Source organism: Paenibacillus rhizoplanae, from assembly GCF_042684125.1.
In the GTDB taxonomy this organism is placed as follows: domain Bacteria; phylum Bacillota; class Bacilli; order Paenibacillales; family Paenibacillaceae; genus Paenibacillus_AQ; species Paenibacillus_AQ rhizoplanae.
The window spans coordinates 137,754-161,170 of record NZ_JBHUKY010000031.1 but is presented as its reverse complement, the minus strand read 5'-3'; the positions used below and the strand labels follow the sequence as shown (position 1 = coordinate 161,170).

Here is a 23,417-nt window from a genome sequence, read left to right as displayed (position 1 = left end):
CGAGGGTCGGCCCCGTCCCGGCTTCTTTGCAGGGGGCGTTCGTTAGCGACGACGTTCGATTTAGCTTTCGTCACCAAATGCATGCGGGTTTCAGAAGCGAGGTGGCACGCATTCAGTCGTTCTAAGGCCGGAACCGACAAGAGGTACCGATCCAACAGCAGCAACGCTTGAACGAAACCTTTCGGGGCCTCAAAGCTCTGTTCAATCATCTGAACGACATGGGAAGACGTTTCTACTTCGCCCTTAGACTTCTTTCAGCCCAGAATGGTTTGGACACCGTTTTGTAGATTTATGAACAAGGACAAGCAGAACCACTTTCGAGAATCGCTGACCAGGATGCCGATGGCTCCGAATAAATGACAAAAGATATACTCACCCATGGCGACATTTTCGGATTCCTAATGAAGCTTCTTGACCCTCGGCATTCGGCGGCCTTCCTTGGCTTGTTTCATGCCATCGCCGACGAGGACCAAGCGATCCTGAATTACCAGCAGAGGTGCATGCTGGCGCGCCATCTGAAGCCACTTCTGTCGAAGCGAGGAGACGGCCAGCCAGACGAACGGGAAACTGAAATAGTGTCTCGTAACAGCGACTACTCAGCGAGAGGTCCCGAATCACAGAAGCCACACCCAGATGGTCGGAGTGCAGCATGAAACCCACAACGATAACGACAAACCACTCGAACATGGCTTGTCTGGAGCAGCAGGGATGAAGGGAAGCAAAAGTTCATTCAGATATTTTAGCATAGGTGTGGTCAATCGCTTCGAGATAGGGTACACTTTTTGGGTAACCCATTCAGCGATTCTATCCTTTTTGAGTGAGGTCTTAAGGATACTGTAGATTCGCCGGTTTGGGTTATTTATCTATGTTACGATTTTTCGACAAGAACTTTTCACTGTCCAGTATTGATATATGCCAAGTTCTAAAGTTTAGCAAAAGGGGAAGCATAGTTTTAGTTCGGAATAATAAATACCTTCCTAAGAATAATAAAAAAGACATATAAACTATTAACAACTAGACAGCCTCTGACGATATATAATATAGACGCTGATCCAGCAGGGCGGCCGACCTTAATGGTTTGGCGTTTACCACATGGATGTGGAACTAACTTAATTTCAGGGAGGAAATATCAAATGATTATCAACCACAATATCGCGGCGCTGAACACTCACCGCCAACTGTCAACTAACACTGCTAATACTAACAAAAATATCGAGAAATTGTCTTCCGGACTTCGTATTAACCGTGCAGGTGATGACGCAGCTGGTCTGGCAATCTCCGAAAAAATGCGCGGTCAAATCCGCGGTTTGGATCAGGCTTCGCGTAATGCTCAAGACGGTATCTCATTGATTCAAACAGCTGAAGGTGCGTTGAACGAAACTCACAGCATTCTGCAACGTATGCGTGAACTTTCTGTTCAATCCTCGAATGATACGAATACTGCTGGCGATCGTAGTGAATTGCAAAAAGAAATGACTCAATTGAACGAAGAAATTGATCGTATTCAATCTACAACACAGTTCAACACCAAGAACTTACTAGATGGTTCTATGGGCAGTGCTGTTAATGCCGATCAAGCAAGTATCAGTGGAAATGCTTCACTGAAGAACTCTGTTGGTGCAGCAGTGACTTCAAGTTCTATTCTTACTAATTTGACTGACAAGAATGGTAACACACTAGGGATTCAATCTACGGATACGATCACTATTTCTTATGTTAAAAACGGATCCACAATTACTAGTACTAGCTTTGCTGCTAGTGCTGCTTTAACTGTAGGAGCATTATCAACTTCTGATGGTACTACAGCTGATGCTAATCTAACTTTGTCAACTTCTGCCGGCGTAGTTTCAGTGCAAGGAGCTACAGCTGGTACTGCAGGCGCTGTTAATGGTTTGACAATCACCGTTAAAGATGCTGCTGGCAATGTTCGTACTGCCGCGTCTAATGCATTATCTTCATTCTCTGAGACTCAAGCAGCAATTGATAAGAGAACAGATGGCTCCGCGTCGTTCCAAATTGGTGCGAATACAGGCCAAACAATGAACTTATCAATCGAGAATATGGGAGCTTCCGCATTGGGAGTACAAGGATTGAAAATTTCTACTCAATCTCAAGCTACTGTAGCTATTAAGGTCATCGATACGGCGACTCAAAAAGTTTCTAGTGAACGCTCCAAACTGGGTGCGGTACAAAACCGTCTGGAACACACTATCAATAACTTGGGTACAGCTTCCGAAAACCTGACAGCTGCTGAATCCCGTGTTCGTGACGTGGATATGGCTAAAGAAATGATGCAACAAACCAAGAATAACATCTTGGCTCAGGCAGCTCAAGCAATGTTGGCTCAAGCTAACCAACAGCCGCAAGGCGTGCTTCAATTGTTGAGATAATCAGCGTACTAATTTTAAACAATATCTTTCTTGAATTCAAAAAAAGATAGCCCCACGATGTGGGGCTATCTTTCTATGCAAAACTAAATTAAACTCAAAGCCAGTACTAAATATTACATGCATATAAGGAGAATCACCAATGACGTTAATAAATAGAAATATCCAAGTTCTGTCCCGAAATTCTAATCACTGGATTTGTGAGCAAAAGGAAAGCGGTTTTTCTGAAAACTTAATGTATAAGGATGAAGATGGTAAAGAATTCCTCCTATATAATAACGATATACTTCTTATGAAAAGTGAGATTGATAAGTCAAGTTTGCCTAAACCCTCAAAAAGAGAACTTATATTTGTTATGGGCATTAATTCTGTAGAAGAAATTCAAAAGCTACTTCAAACCATGAGCAAAGAGTCTTTTCTGATCATTATTGAAACTAACCCTCTCTTCTTTAGTTATGCTTTAAATAAAAGGGATTTATCTTTCTTTAAAGAATTTAATGTGATCCTCTTTGCTGATGATTTGAGTAATCTTTCCATTTTTTTAGATAAGATATTTTCGACAACCCTTATTTATTACCTCAAAAACATAAAGTTTTATTTTACGTATTTCTACAGAAGTTATGCTGTTGATATGTGTACTTTCTTGGTAAGGGCTGTTAAAGAAACTGCAAAATTTAAAGCTATGCTTTTTGGGAATTCTATTGAAGACAGTTTAACGGGATTTGGGCATAATATGAAGAATCTACATCACTTAGTTAATTCAAAAGATGTTTCGCGGTTGAAAGACATTTTCAAAAGCACACCGGCAATAGTGGTGGCTGCAGGCCCATCTCTTAATAAAAATATAGAGCAGCTAAAGAAAATGACATCGAAGGTAGTTATCATTGCAGTAGATACAATTGCCCAAAGGCTCTGTGAAGAAGGAATTACACCGGACTTTATATGTTCAATAGAGCGCGACAAAGAAACTTATAGTTACTTCTATGAAAATAAAAACTATCCTTCTGATACAAGCTTGGTAGCACCGCTTCTTCTTTATCCTGAAGTTTTCAATGAATTTGCTGGCGATATTGTTATTCCTATGCGAGAAAATGTGGGGGAATATATTTGGCTTCAACAGATTTTTGGGTTGGGGGGAGATAATTCAATCAGTCTTGGATTGTCATGTGCACATGTTGCTTTTGGATTTGCTAAGCACATAGGAGCATCTCCAATTATTTTAGTGGGTCAAGACTTGGCTTTTGGAGACTCTCAAGAAGAGTCTCATGCAGGGGGGACAATATATGATAATAAAGAGTTCACTAACGAAGTGTTTTCAGCAATCAATAAAATGTATACTGAAGGATATTATGGAGGGAGTGTTGCTACTACGGATATTTGGATTAATTTCCGTAAGTGGTTTGAGATTGAGATATTTAATGGGAATATGTTGGTGATAAATGCCACTGAAGGTGGGGCGAAAATTGAAGGCACCCTTCAAATAAGCTTGAAAGAAGCTGCTGATCAATATTGTTCGCAAGATATTGTACCGGTTAAAGAAGTCTTGGACCGTGTTGCAGAATATCCTCTGGATAAAGAGCAAATGCGACTTACATTAATTGAGCAAATAGGGAAATTCACCAGTATGAAACTGGAATTTGATAATCAATTGAAAATAGTAGAGGGTTTGGATATTAGCAACACCTTATCAGAAAAACGATTATTGAAAATAGTGGATAAACTAGGGAATACGGATGATTTATTTGAAAAAGTGAAAGAGGATTGGCTTTTACGTCATAATTTACAGCCGATAATGATGAGTTCCATGTGGAACTTGTATGCAATAGAACAAACATTATCATCCTCTAATTTAACTGCGAATAGAGATATACAAATAGAGTTCCTAACAGTCAGCATTTTTGTGCTCGGAGAAATTATCAATATAATAGAGGGAAGTTTAAATAGCCTTTAAGGGACAAGGGAGCGTGATTAAATGGTGGAGAATAAAAAAATATTAGTAACTGGTGCTGATGGCTTTATTGGGTCTCACCTTACAGAAAAGTTAATCAAGGACGGATATGAAATTAAGGCCTTCGTATATTATAACTCCTTTAACTCTTGGGGCTGGCTCGATCATTCGCCGTATAAGAATGAGTTTGAAGTATTTGCAGGTGATATTAGAGATCCGCATGGGGTGATGGAGGCAATGAAGGGCTGCAGCAAAGTTTTGCATTTAGCCTCATTAATCGCTATCCCTTATTCGTATCATTCTCCTGACACTTATGTTGACACGAATATTAAAGGTACGTTGAACGTACTGCAAGCTGCTCGCCAGCTGGAAGTATCAAAAGTTGTGCATACCTCCACTAGTGAAGTTTATGGTACAGCACAATACGTACCCATTGATGAAAACCATCCATTACAGGGACAGTCACCTTATTCAGCATCAAAGATCGGTGCAGACCAAATGGCACTCTCTTTTTATCGCTCTTTTGAAACGCCTGTGGCGGTTATTCGTCCTTTTAATACTTATGGTCCGCGTCAATCCGCACGTGCTGTGATCCCAACCATCATTTCACAGCTTGCAACAGGACAAAGGAAAATTAAACTTGGATCAATAGCACCTACGAGAGATTTCAACTATGTTCAGGATACGGTAAATGGGTTTATTGCGATGATGAATAATGAAAGAGCTGTAGGTGAAGTGATTAATATAGGAAGCAATTACGAAATTTCTATAGGACAAACTGTTGAGGCGATTGCAGAAGTAATGGGAGTAACAGTTGAAATCGTAACGGATGAAGTCCGGTTGCGTCCTGAGAAAAGTGAAGTGGAACGGCTTTGGGCAGACAATGCAAAAGCAAAAAAACTACTTGGATGGGAACCATCCTATGGGGGCATCGAAGGATTTAAACGCGGATTACAAGAAACGGTTGACTGGTTCATACATCCAGCTAATCTAACCAACTATAAGGCAGATGTATATAATATATGAGTAGTCAATGGCAGCATATCGCTCGGAATATAAAGTCTCTATATGACAACAAGGATTTTGTTCCACTGCATGAGCCGACTTTTGGAGGAAAAGAGCTAGAGTATGTAACCGACTGTATCCAGACTGGTTGGGTTTCATCGGTCGGCAAATATGTTAATGAATTTGAACTAACACTTGCAGATTACACTGGCGTGAAGAGAGCGGTGGCCATCGTAAATGGTACTGCGGCTTTGCATATTGCACTGAAAATTGCTGGTGTTCAAGCAAATGATGAAGTATTTATGCCTTCATTGACATTTATTGCGACAGCAAATGCGGTTTCGTATTTACAGGCTGTTCCGCACTTTGTAGATGTATCCGAACACACCCTGGGACTTGATCCATATAAGCTCGAGGAATATATTCAGGCAATTGGCGTAATTGATAATGGACAGCTAGTGAACAAACACACAGGCAGGATCATACGTGCTGTTGTTCCTATGCATACTTTCGGGCATTCCGTGGACCTTGATCCGTTAATTGATATCTGCCAACGTTATCATCTAGTTCTTGTAGAAGATGCAGCAGAATCACTCGGTTCCTATTACAAAGGGAAACATACAGGAGGTTTTGGGCTCGTAGGAGCCCTCAGCTTCAATGGCAACAAAATTATAACTACCGGTGGTGGTGGAGCTATTCTAACTAATAATGAAAAACTTGCCGATTACGCCAAACATATTACTACAACTGCGAAAAATCCTCACCGGTGGGATTTTACTCATGATGAAGTAGGGTATAATTACCGGATGCCAAATATTAATGCTGCACTGGGGTGTGCCCAATTAGAGCAGATTGATGAATTTCAAAAATCAAAAAGACTATTAACAAAGCGTTATGAGAAATTGTTCGATGGTGTAGAAAATGTCCAGCTGTTTACAGAGCCTTCTTTTGGGAAAAGTAATTATTGGCTGCAAACCCTTCTAATTAATGAGGAACACTATAATCGTAATTTTGTGTTAGAGGTACTTAATAGTGAGGGTGTTATGGCTCGTCCGATCTGGACACCGCTTGATGAATTACAGCCTTATTTTCATTGTCCTAAGGCGGATCTTCCGGTTACCAGACTATTGAAGAAGCGAATCATTAATATCCCCTCAACTCCTTTGAGGGGGGAAACTAATGACTAAACGTAAGATATGTATTGTTACGGGAACACGTGCAGAATACGGTCTTTTGTATCGTATAATGAAAGAAATTCAAGCGGATGATGAACTTGATTTGCAATTAATAGCTACTGGTATGCATTTATCACCTGAGTTTGGATTGACTTATAAGCAAATTGAAGAAGACGGGTTTATTATCAATGAAAAAATAGAAATGCTCCTATCTTCAGATACCCCTGTTGCTATCGCTAAATCCATGGGAATTGCTACATTGGGATTTGCGGAAGCGTTTCAGCGTCTGAAACCGGACATACTGGTTCTTCTCGGGGACAGGTTTGAAATATTCAGTGCTGCACAAACGGCATTAGTCATGCGTATTCCTGTTGCTCATATTTCTGGTGGCGAACTCACTGAGGGAGCAATTGATGAATCCATTCGTCATTCTTTAACAAAGATGAGTCATATCCACTTTACAGCAAATGAAGAGTATACAAGACGTGTTATTCAGCTTGGTGAGCAGCCGGATAGGGTGTTTAATGTAGGAGATCTTGGTGTTGAGAATATTCGGAAAATGTCATTTTTGTCAAAGCAGGAGCTGCAAGAATTTTTAGGATGGGATATTGAGAAGCTCTTCTTAGTGACGTTCCATTCAACAACACTGGAAGTTGAAACGGCAGAAGAACAAATGAGAAATTTGCTTTCTGCTCTTGATCTTTTTCCGGATTATAAAATTGTCTTTACTAAATCAAATGCTGATACAGATGGCAGAAGAATTAATGAAATGATTGACGAGTACACGGCGTTAAATCCAGAACGTGTTAAATCTTTTTTTTCGCTAGGACAATTAAGATATTTAAGTACAATGAAGTACTGCAGTATAGTGATTGGAAATTCGTCTAGTGGAATTATTGAAGCACCTGCCCTGGATAAACCAACAATTAATATCGGTGATCGTCAAAAAGGACGCTTAAAAGCAGGTTCTATCATCGATTGTGCTCCTAGTTCATTGGAGATCGTAGGTTCAATTCAACAAGCTCTTTCAGATGAGTTTCAACAATTTTTGAAGAGAATTCATTTGGAATATGAGGGAGAGATGGCTTCTGAACTAATCAGAAAAAGATTAAGTCATATCGATCTGAATAGTATTATTAAGAAGTCTTTCTACGACCTAATCTAGCCCGTATCAATTAATGTGCTATTTATTTAATTTTTCTGGAGGTGGGCAAGTGAGTAAAACATATATAATTGCTGAGGCTGGTGTCAATCATAATGGTGACATCAATTTGGCAAAGAAGCTTGTTGATATTGCGGTTAGTGCTCAGGCAAATGCGGTGAAATTTCAAACATTTAAAACAGAGAATATAATTAGTATGGATGCGCCTAAGGCAGATTATCAAATTGTGACGACCGGAGGTAAAGAGTCGCAATTCGAAATGCTAAAAAAGTTGGAGCTTTCATTTTCAGAGTTCAAAGAACTAAAAGCATATTGTGATAAGCGTTCTATTGAATTTTTGTCTACGCCGTTTGATTTTGAAAGCGCTGATTTTTTGATTGATGAACTAAATTTGCAGATGATTAAAATTCCCTCCGGCGAGATTACCAATGCTCCCTTGATAAATCACATTGCTCGGAAAAGTTCAAAAGTCATTTTATCAACTGGCATGTCAACTCTAAGTGAAGTAGAAGCCGCTCTAGCAGTTATTGCTTTTGGTTTTTTACGACGGGATGAAACTCCTACAATTGAGGCATTTAAGACGGCTTTTATTTCTCTGGAAGGACAGCGGCTATTAAAAGAAAGAGTTACATTACTGCACTGTACTACTGAATATCCTGCACCTGTGCAAGATGTAAATCTATTGGCTATGAATACAATGCGGAATGCTTTTGGGTTGCAGGTTGGATACTCCGATCATACAGAAGGAATTGCAGTACCCATCGCCGCTGTTACATTAGATGCGGCTATAATTGAGAAACATATTACGTATGATAAACAAGCAGATGGACCTGATCATAAGGCGTCTCTTTCACCGGAAGAACTGAAACATATGGTTGAAGGAATTAGACAAGTAGAATTAGCTAAAGGTTCAGGTTTAAAGATCCCTTCGGGATCGGAGTTGAAGAATCTTAATATTGCCCGGAAGAGTATCGTTGCGCGAAAAGAAATAAGAAAAGGGGAAGCTTTCACAGTAGAGAATCTATCAATTAAGAGACCTGGAAAAGGATTATCACCTTTTCAATATTGGGATTTGCTGATGAAAACTGCCATAAGAGACTTCGATAAAGATGAAGAGATAAGCTTCTTATGATTGTATCGGCAGAAGAAGCAGTAAATATATATAATTGCTTGCCGGTAGAAATGAGATCATATTATTTCCATCCTCAATACGTAATTAATGATGCTAATAGTAAAGAAGAGTTACAGCCAATATTCTTTGCTAATAAAAACTCAGAGGGTATTTTCTATCACGCTTTTCATCTTGGAAAAGTACCTAATAGTTCCTATAAGGATATTCAATCACCTTATGGATACGGTGGACCGATAATGTTTGGGGAAGTTAGCTTTATTGAAAAGTGTATAGAGGAGTACAAAAAATGGTGTTTGGATAATTCAGTGATAATTGAGTTTATTCGATTCCATCCATTACTGAAGAATGAAATTAATTATTACGGACAGGTTGCGGAGAATAGGCAGACTATTTATATTGATTTGACTTATGAAGATTTGTTTGCTCAGTTTAGTACTCGAGTCCGTAGAGCTATAAGAAAAGCTCAATTATGCAATGTGAAGGTTGTATTCTCAAAATCAGAAAAATATATTCAGTCATTTTTTGCAATTTATACTGACTTGATGAGAGAGAAAAATGCGGGAGATGAATATTTTTTTAATGAAGAATATTTCATTGGTTTATTGCAAAGCGATAATACTTATTTACTTAGTGCTGAGAATGGCGATGGGGAGGTGATTGGAAGTGTTATATTCTTTGCTTCCGGTAATATTGCGGAATATCACCTCTCTGCTTCTAATGAGGAAGGGAAACTTAAGAAGGTTACAAACTTATTGATTTATGAATTTGGTGAATCTATAAAGGTGGAAAATGCCCGGTCTTTGTATTTAGGTGGCGGAACAGATGGAACAGATGGAAATTCACTTCTTTATTTCAAAAGAGGTTTTTCAAAAAAAGAAATGCCGTTTAAAATTGGTAAATTCGCACACGATCCGGAGAAGTATGAAAATTTAAGAACCGCTTTTGTAGAAAAAGATTCACAAAAAAAGAAATTTATACTATTCTATCGTTAAGAAATGAGGTTTGAATAATGGCTTGGGATCAAACGTGGGAACATGTATTTAAAACGCAAGAGTGGGGGAAGTACCCTTCTGAAGATTTAATCCGGTTTGTTGCGCGTAATTTTTATGAAGCTCCTAGTAGAAATGAAATTAGAATTCTGGAAGTTGGCTGTGGTACTGGGGCGAATTTATGGTATGTAGCCAGAGAAGGTTTTTCAGTATACGGGATTGATGGTTCCAAGACGGCAGTGGAGAAAGCAAAATCTAGATTAAATAGTGAAATTCCTGGTTGGTCTGGAGAGCTATTAATCGGTGATATTATCTCATTGCCCTATAATGATGCTTCCTTTGATGCAGTAATAGATAATGAAGCTATCGCTACGAATTCTTTTGAAAATGCTTGTGAGATGTATAATGAAATATATCGAGTTTTAAAACCAAAGGGAAAAGTCTATAGCAGAGCGTTTTCAGAAGGAAGCTGGGGAGACGGAACTGGCGAACATGTCGGCCATAATGCTTGGATTCCTAATGAAGGCCCTCTAAATAATAAAGGGTTGAGCCGCTTTGCATCTAAAATGGATTTGGAAGAACTTTTGGAGAAGTTTCAAATTATAGAGCTAGAGAGACTTGAAAGAACGTATAGTAATTTAAACGATAGAGTAATTGAATGGATAGTTACTGCAGAGAAATAATAGCTAAAAAGACTCGGAAGTTGGATCATTACAGCCAAAGGGGCGTAGCAGATGGATAACTGGCAAAGTATTTTAATCGCGCCTGAGATGACGGTTATTGAAACGATGAAAATTATTGACCAATCTTCACTGCAATTTGCTGTTGTTGTCGATAAAGATCGTAAATTGCTAGGAACTGTTACAGATGGTGATATTCGCAGAGGAATATTGAGAGGAATACCACTTGACTCGCCTATTAATTTAGTTATGAATAGCTCACCTATATTCGAGAAGCAAGGTAAAAAGTTTCTTCATTACAAAGAATTGATGAGCACAAGACAGTTGCGACAACTGCCTATTGTAAATAGCAATAACCAGGTTCAACGCATTCTCTTTGCTGATGATATTGCACAGGTATTACCAAAAGAAAATGTTGTAGTCTTGATGGTAGGGGGGCTTGGAACCCGCCTGCGGCCTTTTACGGATGATATTCCAAAGCCAATGCTTAAAGTTGGAGATAAGCCGATTTTAGAAACGATTATTGAGGGTTTTAAAAACTATGGATTTACCAAATTTATTCTATCAGTAAATTATAAAAAGGAAATAATCAAAGCGTATTTTCAAGATGGTAAGCACTTAGATGTGTATATTGAGTATATTGAAGAGGGTAAGAGATTGGGTACCGCGGGGGCCTTATCGCTTTTATCAGAAAAGCCGAATGCGCCATTTTTCGTTATGAATGGTGACCTGCTAACTAAAATGAACTACGAGCAATTAATGGAATTTCACTGTGAGACTAAATCAAACGCAACAATATGTGTAAGAGAATATGAATATCAAATTCCCTATGGAGTCATTGAAACCGAGAATCATCGCCTTCTTTCCATTGTAGAGAAACCTGTTCACAAAAGCTTTGTCAATGCGGGGATTTACGTGCTGGACCCGCAGGTGCTTGAGCATGTTCCACAAGACGAATTTTATGATATGCCGGACTTATTCAAGAAATTGATGGATATGCAGGGTGGTGTCTCTGCTTTTCCATTAAGAGAGTATTGGCTTGATATTGGTCAAGTGGATGATTATGAGAAAGCAAACGGTGATTTTAGAGGTGTATTTATATGATCGATAACAGAAAGGTCCTTGCCATCATTCCTGCACGCGGAGGATCCAAGGGGATTCCCCGTAAAAATATTAAACAATTAGCTGGGAAACCACTTATTGCATGGACGATAGAAGAAGCGAAAAAATCAAGGTATATTGATAGACTTATATTATCTTCAGAAGATTCTGAAATTATAGAAATTGCCGGAGCATATGGGTGTGAGGCTCCCTTTGTACGTCCTAAAGAATTATCTGAAGATATAACCCCGGGTATTGCTCCAGTTCTTCATGCTATAACTCAATTGCCTGATTTCGATTATGTTGTATTATTACAGCCCACTTCCCCTTTAAGATTGATAGATGATATTGATGGATGTATTGAACACATGGTGAATATAGGAGCACCTGCTTGTGTTAGTGTTACAAAGCCGGATAAATCACCTTATTGGATGTATACCCTTAAAGAAAATTGTGAGATGAAGCAGTTAATTGAACAAAGTGAGTCGATCACTAGACGACAGGAATTACCTGAGGTTTATGCTCTAAATGGGGCTGTTTATGTGGCTGATGTTGAATGGCTGTTAAACAGTGGTTCTTTCTTAGAAAAAGAGACCGTTGCGTATGAGATGTCGAAGGGCTGTTCTTACGATATAGATACTGAAGAAGACTTCTTTATTATTGAGTACTTATTGTCCAAAGAATTGAAATAAAGAAAGTAGTATGAATGGTTTTTAGGGAGGCGTAGTTGTTTGGCCATTGTAAAGGTGAAAAATCATATTGATTCGTATAGGTTGAAATCACTTTCTGAAGATATCCATGATCTAAGTGGTAGAAATGACAACAGATTAACGATGTTTCGTAACCAAATTATTAAGAACAATATTCTATCATCTTTTAGAAAAGTAGTTATTGATATTGGTTGTGGCGATGCAACTTTACTAAAAAGCATACATCAGGAAATTGGACAAGGTTTTGGAATAGTTCCTTCATTTGAAGAGAAGATAAGACTTGAAAAGGAATATAAATATTCTAATATTCACTTTATTGAAGGTCTAACGGTATCTCTACCTATTGAAGACGAAATTGCTACAACAGTAATTTGTAACGGTGTGTTTATATTACTTGAGAATGAATCTGATGTAATTAAAAGCCTTCAAGAAATTAACAGAGTTACTAAGGAAAACGGAAGAGTCTGGATAGGGGAGTTACCCATTCTTGATGAAATGAATCAAACGGGGAAAAAGTATGGAGATTCAATTATAAAATGGTTGCTGTCTGTATATAAAAATAATGGTTTTATCAGTTTCATTAAAGCATCTAATAGATTGTTAAGAGCTATATTTTTTGGAGAGACTTTTTTAATAAACCCTAAAAGGATATATTTTATTGAACCTAAGAAATTTGTTGAAATATCTGAAAGTAATGGGTTCGAAGTTATTGATTTTTTTAGAAGTAGAGTATTGAATATCAATTTGACAGAGGAAGATTCTTCAACAAGATATGACTATATCTTACGGAAGAAATAAATTTTTTATGATGTAGACAGATCTCCCTTTTTGTGGATAAGCACTATAGATATTTATGTTTAGCTGAGGCGAACATTTAAACTTTTCTAGCGTCACCAACATAGCATATAGAAATCAGTTGTGGCAATTTGCTTTATAATAATTTGGTGGTTATGTTGTATAAACCCTGTTAACAAGCTGTTGTTTTTTGGAATTACCAAAGGTCATTATTCATGCGTAGAACCTAAGGTAAATCATAACGAAAAAAAGCCCATTCCAAAAGCTATGAGTATAGCTTTATAGATTGGATGCCAACTCGAAATATTCCTTTTAGGTGTACGTTTTTTGCATTATAGGCAGTAAACATTGCTTCGCAATTCAGAGTATTACGTTTTATTAGCCTTCTAAGACTGCGACTGACGTAAGCAACCATGCGGACTACTGATAGGAACCATATACCTTTTTACCGCTCTGTACTTTAATTAGAAGTGAGTTTAGGCAGTTTACGGAACAAAAAGAGAACCTTTTTAAGGAAGAGGGCACCCTTTTTTCTGCGTCCTTTTCGAGAGTAGTTTTCATAGCCTAGTTTCCATGAGTGCTTATATTCTTTTTTTCTATTTGAATGCCATTTATGCTCAATTAAGGCATGGGTAATTTCAGTAATAATCATTCATAAGCCGTTCAAACCGCATGTCACCGACTAAAGCTAGCAGAGCATAAGTATTTGGGTGTTTTTGAGATAGAAATCATATGATTTGAATTAACACAAATAACATTTAGACTGGTCACAGACCAGATAAGAGCAAGTTACGCCACATTCGTGACCTTAATAATGCCTTTGAGTGTCGTTACAATTTTGTCCGAAGCTTTATGATGCCGCTTAAGTTTGATGCCACAGTCAGGCAATGAATGACTTCCGGACAAAAATAGATTTCTCGTTTGGAATAAATTTTTTGGTAAGCTTCTATTCCCTAAGGTAAACTGAATTCTTAAGATAATGTATTGGATTATGTCTAATTATTATGTGAACCTAAACATTCTCTTTAAGTTACCGATATATACTATATAATCGAGGTTTTTTGGAGGTCGGATGTTTGATGAATATACAGTTTTCTCTTTCTGCCAGCGCTATTTCTAAAGGACAAAGCAGGTCTGAAGTATTGTTGGGCAGTGGAGTGGTTCCACAGGTTCCTGCGGGTACTTCAAACACTGAAACTGTTCCAGCTACTAGTATTAAGGACGCCAGGGAACTTACTACCAGAGAGAGGCAAGGAGTCAACGTCTCTGTAGCTGAAGAACAATTGATAAAGACCATTGAAAGAGCAGTTAAATCCCTACAAGGTCCTCAGACTACATTAGAGATCAGCATACATGAGAAAACACATGATATCATGGTTAAGGTTATGAATAAAGACACTGGTGAATTAATCCGTGAGGTTCCAAGAGAGAAGACACTTGACCTTGTAGCAAAGATGATGGAAATTGCCGGAATACTGGTAGACGAAAAAATCTGATAACAGAGGTGTTCTTGTGGTTACACGGGTTAATGGATTCTCAGGTATGGATATCGATAGTATGGTCAAGAGTATGATGGCTGCTAAGCGTGTTCCTTATGATAAACTTGTCCAAGATAAGCAATTACTTGAGTGGAAAAGAGACAGCTATCGGGAAATTAATAGCAAACTTTATACATTTAAAAGTGCTAAGCTCACAGATAAATATGGATTTAATAGTTCTCTGAATGCCAACAAGGCAGTTATCACTGGTAACACAACAGCACTCAAGGCTGAGGCTACTGCTGAGGCTACAGGAACGGAAATGAAAGTTAGTATTGAAAGATTGGCTACCCGTGCTACTGTGGAAACGCGTGGTGTAGGAGCAGGAAAGTCAAGCCAAACAACACTTGCGGAACTTTTTAACCCGGCAGTGACCACACTTCCTCCTAATGACCAAGAAGCGTTGCTTAGTAAAGAGTTTGCCATAACAATCAATGGTGAAAGTTTTAGGGATAATAGCGGGAAGCCTCTTTTTACTGGGAAGACTAGTATTGCGACTATGGTATCAACTATCAATGCCAATACAAAGGCTAATGCGATTGCAAGCTATGATGAAATTACTGGTAAACTATTTATTCGTTCTAAAACGAGCGGATCGGAAGGTAAGGTTGAGCTAGGCGCAATTTCAAGCGGGGAGAGTATCTTGGAACTTTTCAAAGGTGTGCCTGCTGAAAAAGCAATTATAGAAACAAATAGTGCGAAGGGTGCGGGTTTTACAGGTAGCACAACTCTTGCTAAATTGGCTGGAGCTACTGAGCCTTTTACGGGCACTGATTTAGATAAAGAATATAAATTGTCCTTTAAAGGTATTAATAGTGGTAATCCAATTACGTTTAAGGGTTCTGATTCAATAGATAATATTATAAGTCAATTAGATGCAGTTGGTGTTACAGCGACCTTTGACATGAGCAAAGGGAAGTTTTCTTTTAAATCTGAATCGGGTGGGAGTATTGAGCTTGGAACAGGAGAAAACACATTATTTGATATCTTTAATGGAGTACAGACATATTCTTCTGGATTGAACTCACAAGTAACAATTAATGGAACTAAGTTAGAGAAAGATTCGAATAACTTTACAATTAACGGGGTTTCATTAACTTTATTGGAAACTTCTGCACTCGATAAATTAACGACTATTAATACTCAGACGGATTCTTCTACAGCAATTGAAACCATTAAAGGTTTTATAGAAGATTATAACAGTATGATTGAACTTTTGAATAACAAAACAAGTGAAGTGAAATATCGTGATTTTGCGCCTTTAACTGAAGAGCAGAAGAAGGATATGAAAGAGGCAGATATCAAGACTTGGACAGAAAAAGCACAAAGCGGACTTTTGAAAAATGATGATATTTTAAGATCTACGGTATCCTCGATGAGAATGCTTATAACTGGGAAGTTAGGTGATCTCAGTTCCATTGGTATTACAACCGGTCAATACTATGAAAACGGTAAGCTGTACCTAAATGAATCTAAATTGAAAACAGCGATCGCTGAAAACCCTCAGAAGATCATTGATTTACTTCAAGGACCTACTAGTGATCCTGGAAGCGGGTTGTTCGACAAACTGGTGAAAGTTGCAGAGAATGCACTTGATAGATTCTCTGAGAAAGCGGGAACTGATCGATTCTCTGCTAGTGTTACAGGAACTTACAAGGCTGAGAATGTTATTGGTAGAACTTTAAAAGGATATAACAGCCGCCTTGATACTATGCAAAAAAATCTAGTCACTGCCGAGAATCGTTACTATAAACAATTTACTGCTATGGAAACAGCTATGAGCAAGTTACAATCCCAATCCTCCAGTCTGCTATCTAGCTTAGGGTTATCATCAAAATAGTATAAAGGGTGAGACTATTGCTTAATTCTCCTTATGATAAATACCGCCAGTCCTCTGTACAGACGTCTACACCTGCCCAATTAGTAATTATGCTGTATGATGGGGCAATTCGGTTCATCCGGGCTGGACTTGATGGAATCAAGAAAAATGATTATGAGAAAACAAATACCAATCTTGGAAAAGCGCAGACGATTGTTAGTGAGTTGATGAGCACACTTGACCATACTTACGAGGTGTCTGGAGGACTCTATTCACTCTATGAATATACAAGTTTTCTGCTTATAGAGGCGAATATTCGCAAAGATGCTGAAAAGGCAGAGGAAGCAGTTGGGTATTTGACAGAACTACGGGAAACTTGGTTACAAGCTTCCAAAATAGTAGCAGGGCAGGGGCAGACACCAATGTCACCCGAAGGCGCTCATGGATGAGTTAACTAATGAACTTGAAAGGTTAACGAAAAATCTTTTGGCTCATCTGTATGACGCCACCTACGAAGAACTCGAAGTCTTCGTAGAACAACGCCAGAAACTTGTCGATGCTATTGGGGAAGAAGTCGAGAAATGTCAGATGACCTCTGCACAAAAAGAGATATTGCGTCGAATCCTGGAGCATGATCCGGCCATCATGGCACGCATGAATGCCCATCGCCTCGAAGCCAAAGACTGGCTCCAAAAACGCAATCAAGCCAAAATCCAACGCAACGCATACGAGACGGCGTATACTCCGGACAGCTTCCTGATGGATCGAAAAAAATAATAGAAAAAAATAATAGATTCCCCCTGTTTCAGTCGGGGAGCAGGCGGGTATTTTTAAAACGTCTGCTCCTTTTTTTGTATCCTATTTCACCGAATCTATCCATTTCTGATGTCAATTTTACTCTGGTAAAAAATTGAAAGTAAACATTTACTATTCCAATTGACAATAGAGAAGCAGCGGTGGTATAGTCGAATTGTGAGCAAGACTCACGTTCATCTGATGACGAAGGGAATGTTTAGTCAATGGAAGGTAAAGTTAAATGGTTTAACGCAGAAAAAGGTTATGGTTTCATCGAAACTGCCGATGGTGGCGACGTATTCGTACACTTCTCCGCGATTCAAACTGACGGTTTCAAGACATTGGATGAAGGTCAATCCGTAGAGTTCGATATCGTTGAAGGCGCACGCGGACCACAAGCAGCTAACGTCATCAAATTATAATCATCCGGCGAAGCCGACCTACATATATGGTAGATGGTTAGCAATTGAGACAACGCTAGCGGTAGACCCTGGGGACATTCCCTGGGGTCTTTTTTATATGCTTGAAAGTGCATAGAATCGTGAGAAGCAACCCTCCAGAGCATCCAAAGCAGACCGCATTTTGCGAGGTTATTTTACATTATATTCATAAATATTATTTAAATTTGGAATAAAAGAGAGCTTATTTGGACTTTTTGTAAAATTTAGTTTGGAAAAGTGTTTACGTTCTCCAAAATATGGGTAATGAGAACCGTTGGGCTTTTTTCTTGCCTAGTTTGCACTCTATTTATTAGCTTAGACGTATGCTTCCGAAAGATTTTTGGTAAGAAGACATGCAGTGAAGCCTATGCCCATCAAAATCACAGGAGGATGAACAACAGAATGAAGAAATTGTGGCGTGGCCTTACGGCCGGAGTACTTGGTATTTCAATGCTGCTCGGATCTCTGGGTAGTGCGTACGCAGCGAAGACACCCAAGGATATTCAAGGACATTGGGCGCAGAAGCAACTGCAGAGCTGGCTGGATAAAGGATACCTGGGCGGTTATCCTGACGGAACGGTGAAGCCGAATAAGGCTATTACCCGTGGTGAATATGTGGCATTGATCAATCGCCTGTTCGGGTTCACCGATACGGCTTCCATTAGCTTCACCGATGTGAAGAAATCAAACTGGGTATATAGCGAAGTATCCAAGGCTGTGAAGGCTGGTTACATTGGCGGGTATGAGAATAATACCTTCCGGGCCAATAATCCGCTCACCCGGCAGGAAGCAGCAGTTATTGCTGCCAAGGTGCTTAAGCTGAGTACAAGCTCTACTCCACTTAAGTTCAAGGACAATGCCCAGATCTCAGCATGGGCCAAAGCTGCAGTAGCATCAGCGGCTGGCAAGAAGATCATCAACGGTTATCCTGACGGAACGTTCGGGCCGAAGAAATCACTTACCCGTGCTGAAGCAGTCGGAATTATCAGTAACTCGGTTATGCATAAGCCGAATACCGGTGGTGGAGTAACCCCAATGCCAACACCTACAACAACCCCTGCTCCTACAGCAACTCCAGTGCCAACTACTAGCCCAACAGCTACTCCGGTTCCTGGCGGTAGTGGTGGTGGTACTGGCGGAGGCGGCGGTGGTGGCGGAGGCGGTAGCGCGACCTCGCCTTCTGTCAGCAACGTAACCTACGGTCATGTAGGTTCGGTTACCGCAGATGTATATGTTAAGCCTTCTGTAACGGGAGCTGTGTATTATGTAGTTGCTCCTTACAGCATGAACGTAACAGCACCAACTGCAGCACAAGTGAAAGACGGAATGATTAATGCAACAACAGCAGGCGTTCATTCCGGCAAAATCGCTGCAACTGGCGACACTACTGTTGCTTTCTCTGTGTATGGTCTAAGTGCAGGTATGGATTATACCGTATACGTTGCCCTGGCTGATGCTTCTGGTAATTGGTCTGGCGTAACACCGCTTCAATTGAAAACAGCGGCAAGCACTGCCACTTCGCTTACACAGGTTGGAGTGACTAGCATAGGAACGGTAACAGCAGAAGTCTATGCAGCTTACGGGCAGATGTCCGCACCAGTAACCCCTCTGAAATATGTGGTGGTTAAGGCAACAGATGCTGATCCAACGGCAATGCAGATTTCTCAAGCGCAGAACAGTGCAGGTGCTTCATTAATGGGGCCTTGGGCTGGTACAATCACAGGTGCTCCAGTTGTAAAACATAGCATTAACCTGACTGGACTCACTGCCAATACAGCGTATAAGGTCTTCTTTATCACTGACTCTAATGGAACCTTGTCCCCTGTAGAGCTTCTGCGGATTCACACTAAATAAGTAATCTTGATGAATGCAATCATTCATAATCCAGGCTTCAGAGTGGGATAATACAGCAATCAGTATTCGGTCCGGCGAGGGCGGCTTTATGCTCGAGCCGGGCCGTTTGTTGTTAAGACAGGTCTGTTACATCTATTGTTAGTTGAATGTAAAGTCTGTCATGATTTGTTTTTTACTTAGCCCTGACAATTTGCTATAATGGAAAAGTAAACAAAGGAGGAGTGCCTTATGAAATTCAGCATTCGAGGTCAACAAATTGAAGTGACCGACGCTTTGAGAGACTATGTTGATAAGAAGCTCAGCAGACTTGAGAAGTATTTCGAAGCACCCCCTACCTCTGAAGGAAATGTGACGCTTGGCGTCGTTCGCGGCCTTCATACGGTGGAAGTGACAATTCCTCTAGCTGGTGTGACGCTTCGTGCGGAAGACCGCAGCGATGATATGTATGCATCCATCGATGCCGTAGTGGACAAGCTGGAACGTCAGATCCGCAAGCACAAGACTAAGCTTAATCGCAAGTTCCGTCAGGAAGGCAGCCTGAAGACCTTGTTCGTTGAAGGTTCGGCCAGCGCCGTAGCTGTTGAAGAGCAGGAACAGGATTATGATGATCTTGAGGTTGTGCGGAACAAGCGGTTCACCTTGAAGCCTATGGATGTGGAAGAAGCGATTCTGCAAATGAACATGATTGGACATACGTTCTTCGTGTTCTCCAACATTGACACTTCCGAAGTTAGCGTAGTTTACAAACGTGATGACGGCAAGTACGGTCTGATCGAGCAGAACTAACCTGCGGACCGGGAATTGTTGGAATAAGGAAGGCTTCGGTTCAGCCTAACGTGGACAATTAGACGAGTCCCTATTCGCCTGAAGCGAATAGGGCTCTTGTGCGTATATATAGAAGTTTCATTAAAATGCCATTATCTGTCCTCATATAAGGGGATTATACAGAATAAGGTTAGGGCGGCTTGTATTGCGGCTTCTCTTACAAACTGTTACAATTTATGAAGCAGCGGAATCGAAATCATATATGGCCCTTTCAATCTATGAGGATGGGCTCGGTTCCACCATCTGTGTTGCATGAAAGGGGTTAACCATGCTAGGACTTGTTAAGAAAATATTTGGCGACACTAATGAACGGGATGTCAAACGTCTCATGAAGACGGTGGAAGTTATTAATGGTCTGGAGCCGGATTTCGTATCGCTTACGGATGAAGAGCTGCAGGCGAAGACAGCGGAATTCCGCGCCCGTATTGAGAAGGGTGAGTCCCTGGAAGAGATTCTTCCCGAGGCCTTTGCTACCGTACGCGAAGCTTCCAAACGGACGCTGGGCATGCGGCATTTTGACGTTCAGCTGGTTGGGGGTATGGCGCTGCATGAAGGCCGGATCTCCGAGATGAAGACCGGGGAAGGCAAGACGCTGGTTGGAACGCTGCCGGTGTATTTAAATGCGCTGCTGAGTAAAGGCGTGCATGTCGTAACCGTAAATGATTATCTGGCTCAGCGCGACAGTGCGCAAATGGGACAAATCTATAACTTTCTGGGCATGAGCGTCGGGGTCAACCTGAACGGCATGGACCATAATGATAAACAAGCAGCATATGCCTGCGATATTACGTACGGAACGAATAATGAATTCGGGTTCGACTATCTGCGCGACAACATGGTGCTCTATAAGGAACAGATGGTACAGCGCCCGCTGCACTTCTGTATTATTGACGAAGTCGATTCCATCCTTGTTGATGAAGCGCGGACACCGTTGATTATCTCTGGTCAGGCTGAGAAATCGACAGAGCTGTATTATGCGGCAGACCGTTTCGTGAAGAAGCTGACTGCCGAAGAGGATTACACCGTGGATATCAAGGTGAAGTCTGTAGCGCTTACTGAGAAGGGCGTGGCCACGGCTGAGCGTGCTTTTGGGATAGAGAATCTGTATGACCACAGCAATGTTACCTTGAACCATCATATTGTACAGGCCTTGAAGGCGAACGCTATTATGCGCCGGGATGTCGATTATGTGGTTAATGAAGACGAGGTTATGATTGTCGATGAGTTCACAGGCCGTCTGATGCAGGGCCGCCGTTACAGCGATGGGCTGCACCAGGCGATTGAAGCGAAGGAAGAGATTGAAGTTCAGAATGAGAGCATGACGCTGGCTACCATCACCTTCCAGAACTACTTCCGGATGTACCGCAAGCTGGGCGGCATGACAGGTACGGCGAAGACGGAGGAAGAGGAGTTCAAGAAGATCTATGGTCTTGAGGTTCTCCAGGTTCCTACGAATAAGCCGAATCAACGGATCGACATGCCTGATGTAGTCTACAAAAGCGAGAACGGCAAGTTCAACGCGGTCGTTGCTGAAATTGTGGAACGCCACAAGAAGAATCAGCCGGTGCTGGTAGGTACGGTATCGATTGAGAACTCTGAACGCGTATCGGAAATGCTGAAGCGCAAGGGTGTCAGACACCAGGTACTGAATGCGAAGCACCATGCTGCAGAAGCCGAAATTATCTCTTTTGCCGGTCAGCCGGGAACTGTAACGATTGCCACGAACATGGCTGGACGCGGTACGGATATCGTGCTGGGCGAAGGGGTAACTGATGTTGGCGGTCTGCATATTATTGGTACTGAGCGCCATGAATCACGCCGGATTGATAACCAGCTTCGCGGCCGTGCCGGACGCCAGGGCGATCCGGGTTCGACACAGTTCTACCTGTCCCTTGGGGACGAACTAATGAAGCGTTTCGGTGCGGACAACGTGCTGAACATGATGGACCGTCTTGGATTCGAGGAAGATCAGCCGATTGAGAGCCGTATGATTACCAAGGCCGTTGAATCTGCCCAGAAGCGGGTAGAAGGTAACAACTTCGATATCCGCAAAGTCGTATTGCAATACGATGACGTCATGAACCAGCAGCGTGAGATTATCTACAAGCAGCGTCGCGAAATTCTGGAGTCGGACAATATCAAAGACATCGTAGTGGAAATGATCAAGCCGGTTATTGACCGCATTGTGAATGCCCACTGTAGTGACGATATCCCGGAGAACTGGGAACTGCAAGAGGTTGCAGATTATGTGAACAGCAAGCTTCTTGAAGAAGATGAGCTGACACGCGATGATCTGTGGGGCAAAGAAGTGGAAGAAATGATCGAATTCATCTTCGCCCGTGTACTTGAGAAGTATGCTGCACGTGAAGAACGTCTTGGCTCCGAGCTGGTACGTGAATTCGAGAAGGTTATCGTGCTTCGCTCCGTAGACAGCAAATGGATGGATCATATCGATGCCATGGATCAGCTTCGTCAGGGGATTCACCTCCGTGCTTACGGCGGTACCGATCCGCTGCGCGAATATCAATTCGAGGGCTTCGAGATGTTCAACGCCATGACCGCGAACATTCAGGAGGAAGTGGCGACCTACATTATGAAGGCGCACATCGAGACGAATCAGGAGCGGCAATCGGTAGTGGAGGAAGACAAGATCTCTACCAACGCAGAGCCTGCTGAGAACCGTCCGGTGCATGTGGAATCCACTGTCGGCCGTAACGATCCTTGCCCATGTGGCAGCGGCAAAAAATATAAGAACTGCCACGGACAGGCGTAAGCAGATTTACTGTATGGTGAAATAATGAGCAGGCATTAAGCTGCGAATACCTTTCACCCTACCGCACTTGCGGTTTTGTTCACTGGCACTTAGGTTATAATGACAATAAAAAGCGGCTGGGCCCGGGGGACTCCCCGTTTGCGGCCCGGCTGCTTTTTTGGGCTTGAAGGCCCTTTGACGCATCTATGTACGGCAGACGGAGAGTTCAGATGGTTATGGCCAAGGTGGAAGTGACGGAGGGGAAGTTTGGAACTGTAGGAGCGGTAGCGTCCGCCTTTAGGATTGAATT

Annotated in this window: 19 protein-coding genes; all 19 read left to right on the top strand. The window is 41.2% G+C overall.

Going from position 1 to position 23,417, the window contains the following annotated elements:
* Positions 1–1,133 precede the first annotated feature (1,133 nt).
* The 19 genes from ACFSX3_RS18150 (at position 1,134) to secA (ending at position 23,128) form a co-directional block, all read left to right on the top strand.
* Entirely contained in the window at positions 1,134–2,390 is a 1,257-nt protein-coding gene (locus ACFSX3_RS18150; protein ID WP_209988877.1) for a flagellin N-terminal helical domain-containing protein, read from the top strand.
* A 139-nt stretch (positions 2,391–2,529) separates the two neighbouring features.
* Positions 2,530–4,338, top strand: a complete 1,809-nt coding sequence (locus tag ACFSX3_RS18145) for a motility associated factor glycosyltransferase family protein (RefSeq protein ID WP_209988874.1) — start codon at positions 2,530–2,532, stop codon at positions 4,336–4,338.
* A gap of 21 nt (positions 4,339–4,359) precedes the next feature.
* Positions 4,360–5,361: an NAD-dependent 4,6-dehydratase LegB gene (locus tag ACFSX3_RS18140; protein ID WP_209988871.1), complete on the top strand. Its 1,002-nt coding sequence runs from the start codon at positions 4,360–4,362 to the stop codon at positions 5,359–5,361.
* The gene (locus tag ACFSX3_RS18135) at positions 5,358–6,527 is read left to right on the top strand and encodes a LegC family aminotransferase (protein WP_209988868.1); all 1,170 of its coding nucleotides are present in this window, start codon (positions 5,358–5,360) and stop codon (positions 6,525–6,527) included. Before ACFSX3_RS18140 ends, ACFSX3_RS18135 begins: the two co-directional genes overlap by 4 nt.
* A complete protein-coding gene (neuC, locus tag ACFSX3_RS18130; protein WP_209988865.1) occupies positions 6,520–7,680 on the top strand; it encodes a UDP-N-acetylglucosamine 2-epimerase in 1,161 nt (386 codons plus the stop codon). Before ACFSX3_RS18135 ends, neuC begins: the two co-directional genes overlap by 8 nt.
* 49 nt (positions 7,681–7,729) lie before the next feature.
* Positions 7,730–8,809, top strand: coding sequence for an N-acetylneuraminate synthase (gene neuB / locus ACFSX3_RS18125; RefSeq protein WP_209988863.1), 1,080 nt, complete (start codon positions 7,730–7,732; stop codon positions 8,807–8,809).
* On the top strand, positions 8,806–9,801 hold the full coding sequence (locus tag ACFSX3_RS18120; RefSeq protein WP_209988861.1) for a GNAT family N-acetyltransferase: 996 nt from the start codon (positions 8,806–8,808) through the stop codon (positions 9,799–9,801). The genes neuB and ACFSX3_RS18120 overlap by 4 nt, the downstream gene beginning before the upstream one ends.
* Before the next feature lie 17 nt (positions 9,802–9,818).
* Complete coding sequence (locus tag ACFSX3_RS18115) at positions 9,819–10,481, top strand: class I SAM-dependent methyltransferase (protein WP_209988859.1); 663 nt, start codon at positions 9,819–9,821, stop codon at positions 10,479–10,481.
* A gap of 51 nt (positions 10,482–10,532) precedes the next feature.
* Positions 10,533–11,582 carry a nucleotidyltransferase family protein gene (locus ACFSX3_RS18110; RefSeq protein ID WP_209988857.1) on the top strand — a complete coding sequence of 350 codons (1,050 nt, stop codon included), beginning with the start codon at positions 10,533–10,535 and terminating at the stop codon, positions 11,580–11,582.
* Positions 11,579–12,271 (top strand): acylneuraminate cytidylyltransferase family protein, encoded by a 693-nt coding sequence (locus ACFSX3_RS18105; protein ID WP_209988855.1) that lies wholly within the window; start codon positions 11,579–11,581, stop codon positions 12,269–12,271. Before ACFSX3_RS18110 ends, ACFSX3_RS18105 begins: the two co-directional genes overlap by 4 nt.
* Before the next feature lie 39 nt (positions 12,272–12,310).
* A complete protein-coding gene (locus tag ACFSX3_RS18100; RefSeq protein WP_209988853.1) occupies positions 12,311–13,087 on the top strand; it encodes a methyltransferase domain-containing protein in 777 nt (258 codons plus the stop codon).
* Positions 13,088–14,163: 1,076 nt separating this feature from the next.
* A complete protein-coding gene (locus ACFSX3_RS18095) occupies positions 14,164–14,580 on the top strand; it encodes a flagellar protein FlaG (protein WP_209989376.1) in 417 nt (138 codons plus the stop codon).
* A gap of 46 nt (positions 14,581–14,626) precedes the next feature.
* Entirely contained in the window at positions 14,627–16,462 is a 1,836-nt protein-coding gene (fliD, locus tag ACFSX3_RS18090) for a flagellar filament capping protein FliD (protein ID WP_209988851.1), read from the top strand.
* Positions 16,463–16,479: 17 nt separating this feature from the next.
* The gene (gene fliS / locus ACFSX3_RS18085; RefSeq protein WP_209989373.1) at positions 16,480–16,890 is read left to right on the top strand and encodes a flagellar export chaperone FliS; all 411 of its coding nucleotides are present in this window, start codon (positions 16,480–16,482) and stop codon (positions 16,888–16,890) included.
* Entirely contained in the window at positions 16,883–17,218 is a 336-nt protein-coding gene (locus ACFSX3_RS18080) for a hypothetical protein (RefSeq protein ID WP_209988850.1), read from the top strand. Before fliS ends, ACFSX3_RS18080 begins: the two co-directional genes overlap by 8 nt.
* A gap of 242 nt (positions 17,219–17,460) precedes the next feature.
* Positions 17,461–17,658, top strand: a complete 198-nt coding sequence (locus ACFSX3_RS18075; protein WP_019915069.1) for a cold shock domain-containing protein — start codon at positions 17,461–17,463, stop codon at positions 17,656–17,658.
* Between the two features lie 420 nt (positions 17,659–18,078).
* Positions 18,079–19,530 (top strand): S-layer homology domain-containing protein, encoded by a 1,452-nt coding sequence (locus tag ACFSX3_RS18070; protein WP_379254676.1) that lies wholly within the window; start codon positions 18,079–18,081, stop codon positions 19,528–19,530.
* 228 nt (positions 19,531–19,758) lie between these two features.
* Positions 19,759–20,316, top strand: coding sequence for a ribosome hibernation-promoting factor, HPF/YfiA family (hpf, locus tag ACFSX3_RS18065; RefSeq protein WP_209988843.1), 558 nt, complete (start codon positions 19,759–19,761; stop codon positions 20,314–20,316).
* 307 nt (positions 20,317–20,623) lie between these two features.
* Positions 20,624–23,128 (top strand): preprotein translocase subunit SecA, encoded by a 2,505-nt coding sequence (secA, locus tag ACFSX3_RS18060; RefSeq protein WP_209988840.1) that lies wholly within the window; start codon positions 20,624–20,626, stop codon positions 23,126–23,128.
* Positions 23,129–23,417 lie beyond the last annotated feature (289 nt).

Bases quoted from the DNA above. Each gene is read 5' to 3' on its own strand.
- ACFSX3_RS18145 (WP_209988874.1), top strand. From the start codon at position 2,530: ATGACGTTAATAAATAGAAATATCCAAGTTCTGTCCCGAAATTCTAAT.
- ACFSX3_RS18140 (WP_209988871.1), top strand. From the start codon at position 4,360: ATGGTGGAGAATAAAAAAATATTAGTAACTGGTGCTGATGGCTTTATT.
- ACFSX3_RS18070 (WP_379254676.1), top strand. From the start codon at position 18,079: ATGAAGAAATTGTGGCGTGGCCTTACGGCCGGAGTACTTGGTATTTCA.
- hpf (WP_209988843.1), top strand. From the start codon at position 19,759: ATGAAATTCAGCATTCGAGGTCAACAAATTGAAGTGACCGACGCTTTG.
- ACFSX3_RS18105 (WP_209988855.1), top strand. From the start codon at position 11,579: ATGATCGATAACAGAAAGGTCCTTGCCATCATTCCTGCACGCGGAGGA.
- ACFSX3_RS18120 (WP_209988861.1), top strand. From the start codon at position 8,806: ATGATTGTATCGGCAGAAGAAGCAGTAAATATATATAATTGCTTGCCG.
- ACFSX3_RS18110 (WP_209988857.1), top strand. From the start codon at position 10,533: ATGGATAACTGGCAAAGTATTTTAATCGCGCCTGAGATGACGGTTATT.
- ACFSX3_RS18135 (WP_209988868.1), top strand. From the start codon at position 5,358: ATGAGTAGTCAATGGCAGCATATCGCTCGGAATATAAAGTCTCTATAT.
- ACFSX3_RS18095 (WP_209989376.1), top strand. From the start codon at position 14,164: ATGAATATACAGTTTTCTCTTTCTGCCAGCGCTATTTCTAAAGGACAA.
- neuC (WP_209988865.1), top strand. From the start codon at position 6,520: ATGACTAAACGTAAGATATGTATTGTTACGGGAACACGTGCAGAATAC.
- ACFSX3_RS18115 (WP_209988859.1), top strand. From the start codon at position 9,819: ATGGCTTGGGATCAAACGTGGGAACATGTATTTAAAACGCAAGAGTGG.
- ACFSX3_RS18075 (WP_019915069.1), top strand. From the start codon at position 17,461: ATGGAAGGTAAAGTTAAATGGTTTAACGCAGAAAAAGGTTATGGTTTC.
- secA (WP_209988840.1), top strand. From the start codon at position 20,624: ATGCTAGGACTTGTTAAGAAAATATTTGGCGACACTAATGAACGGGAT.
- ACFSX3_RS18080 (WP_209988850.1), top strand. From the start codon at position 16,883: ATGGATGAGTTAACTAATGAACTTGAAAGGTTAACGAAAAATCTTTTG.
- ACFSX3_RS18150 (WP_209988877.1), top strand. From the start codon at position 1,134: ATGATTATCAACCACAATATCGCGGCGCTGAACACTCACCGCCAACTG.
- fliD (WP_209988851.1), top strand. From the start codon at position 14,627: ATGGATATCGATAGTATGGTCAAGAGTATGATGGCTGCTAAGCGTGTT.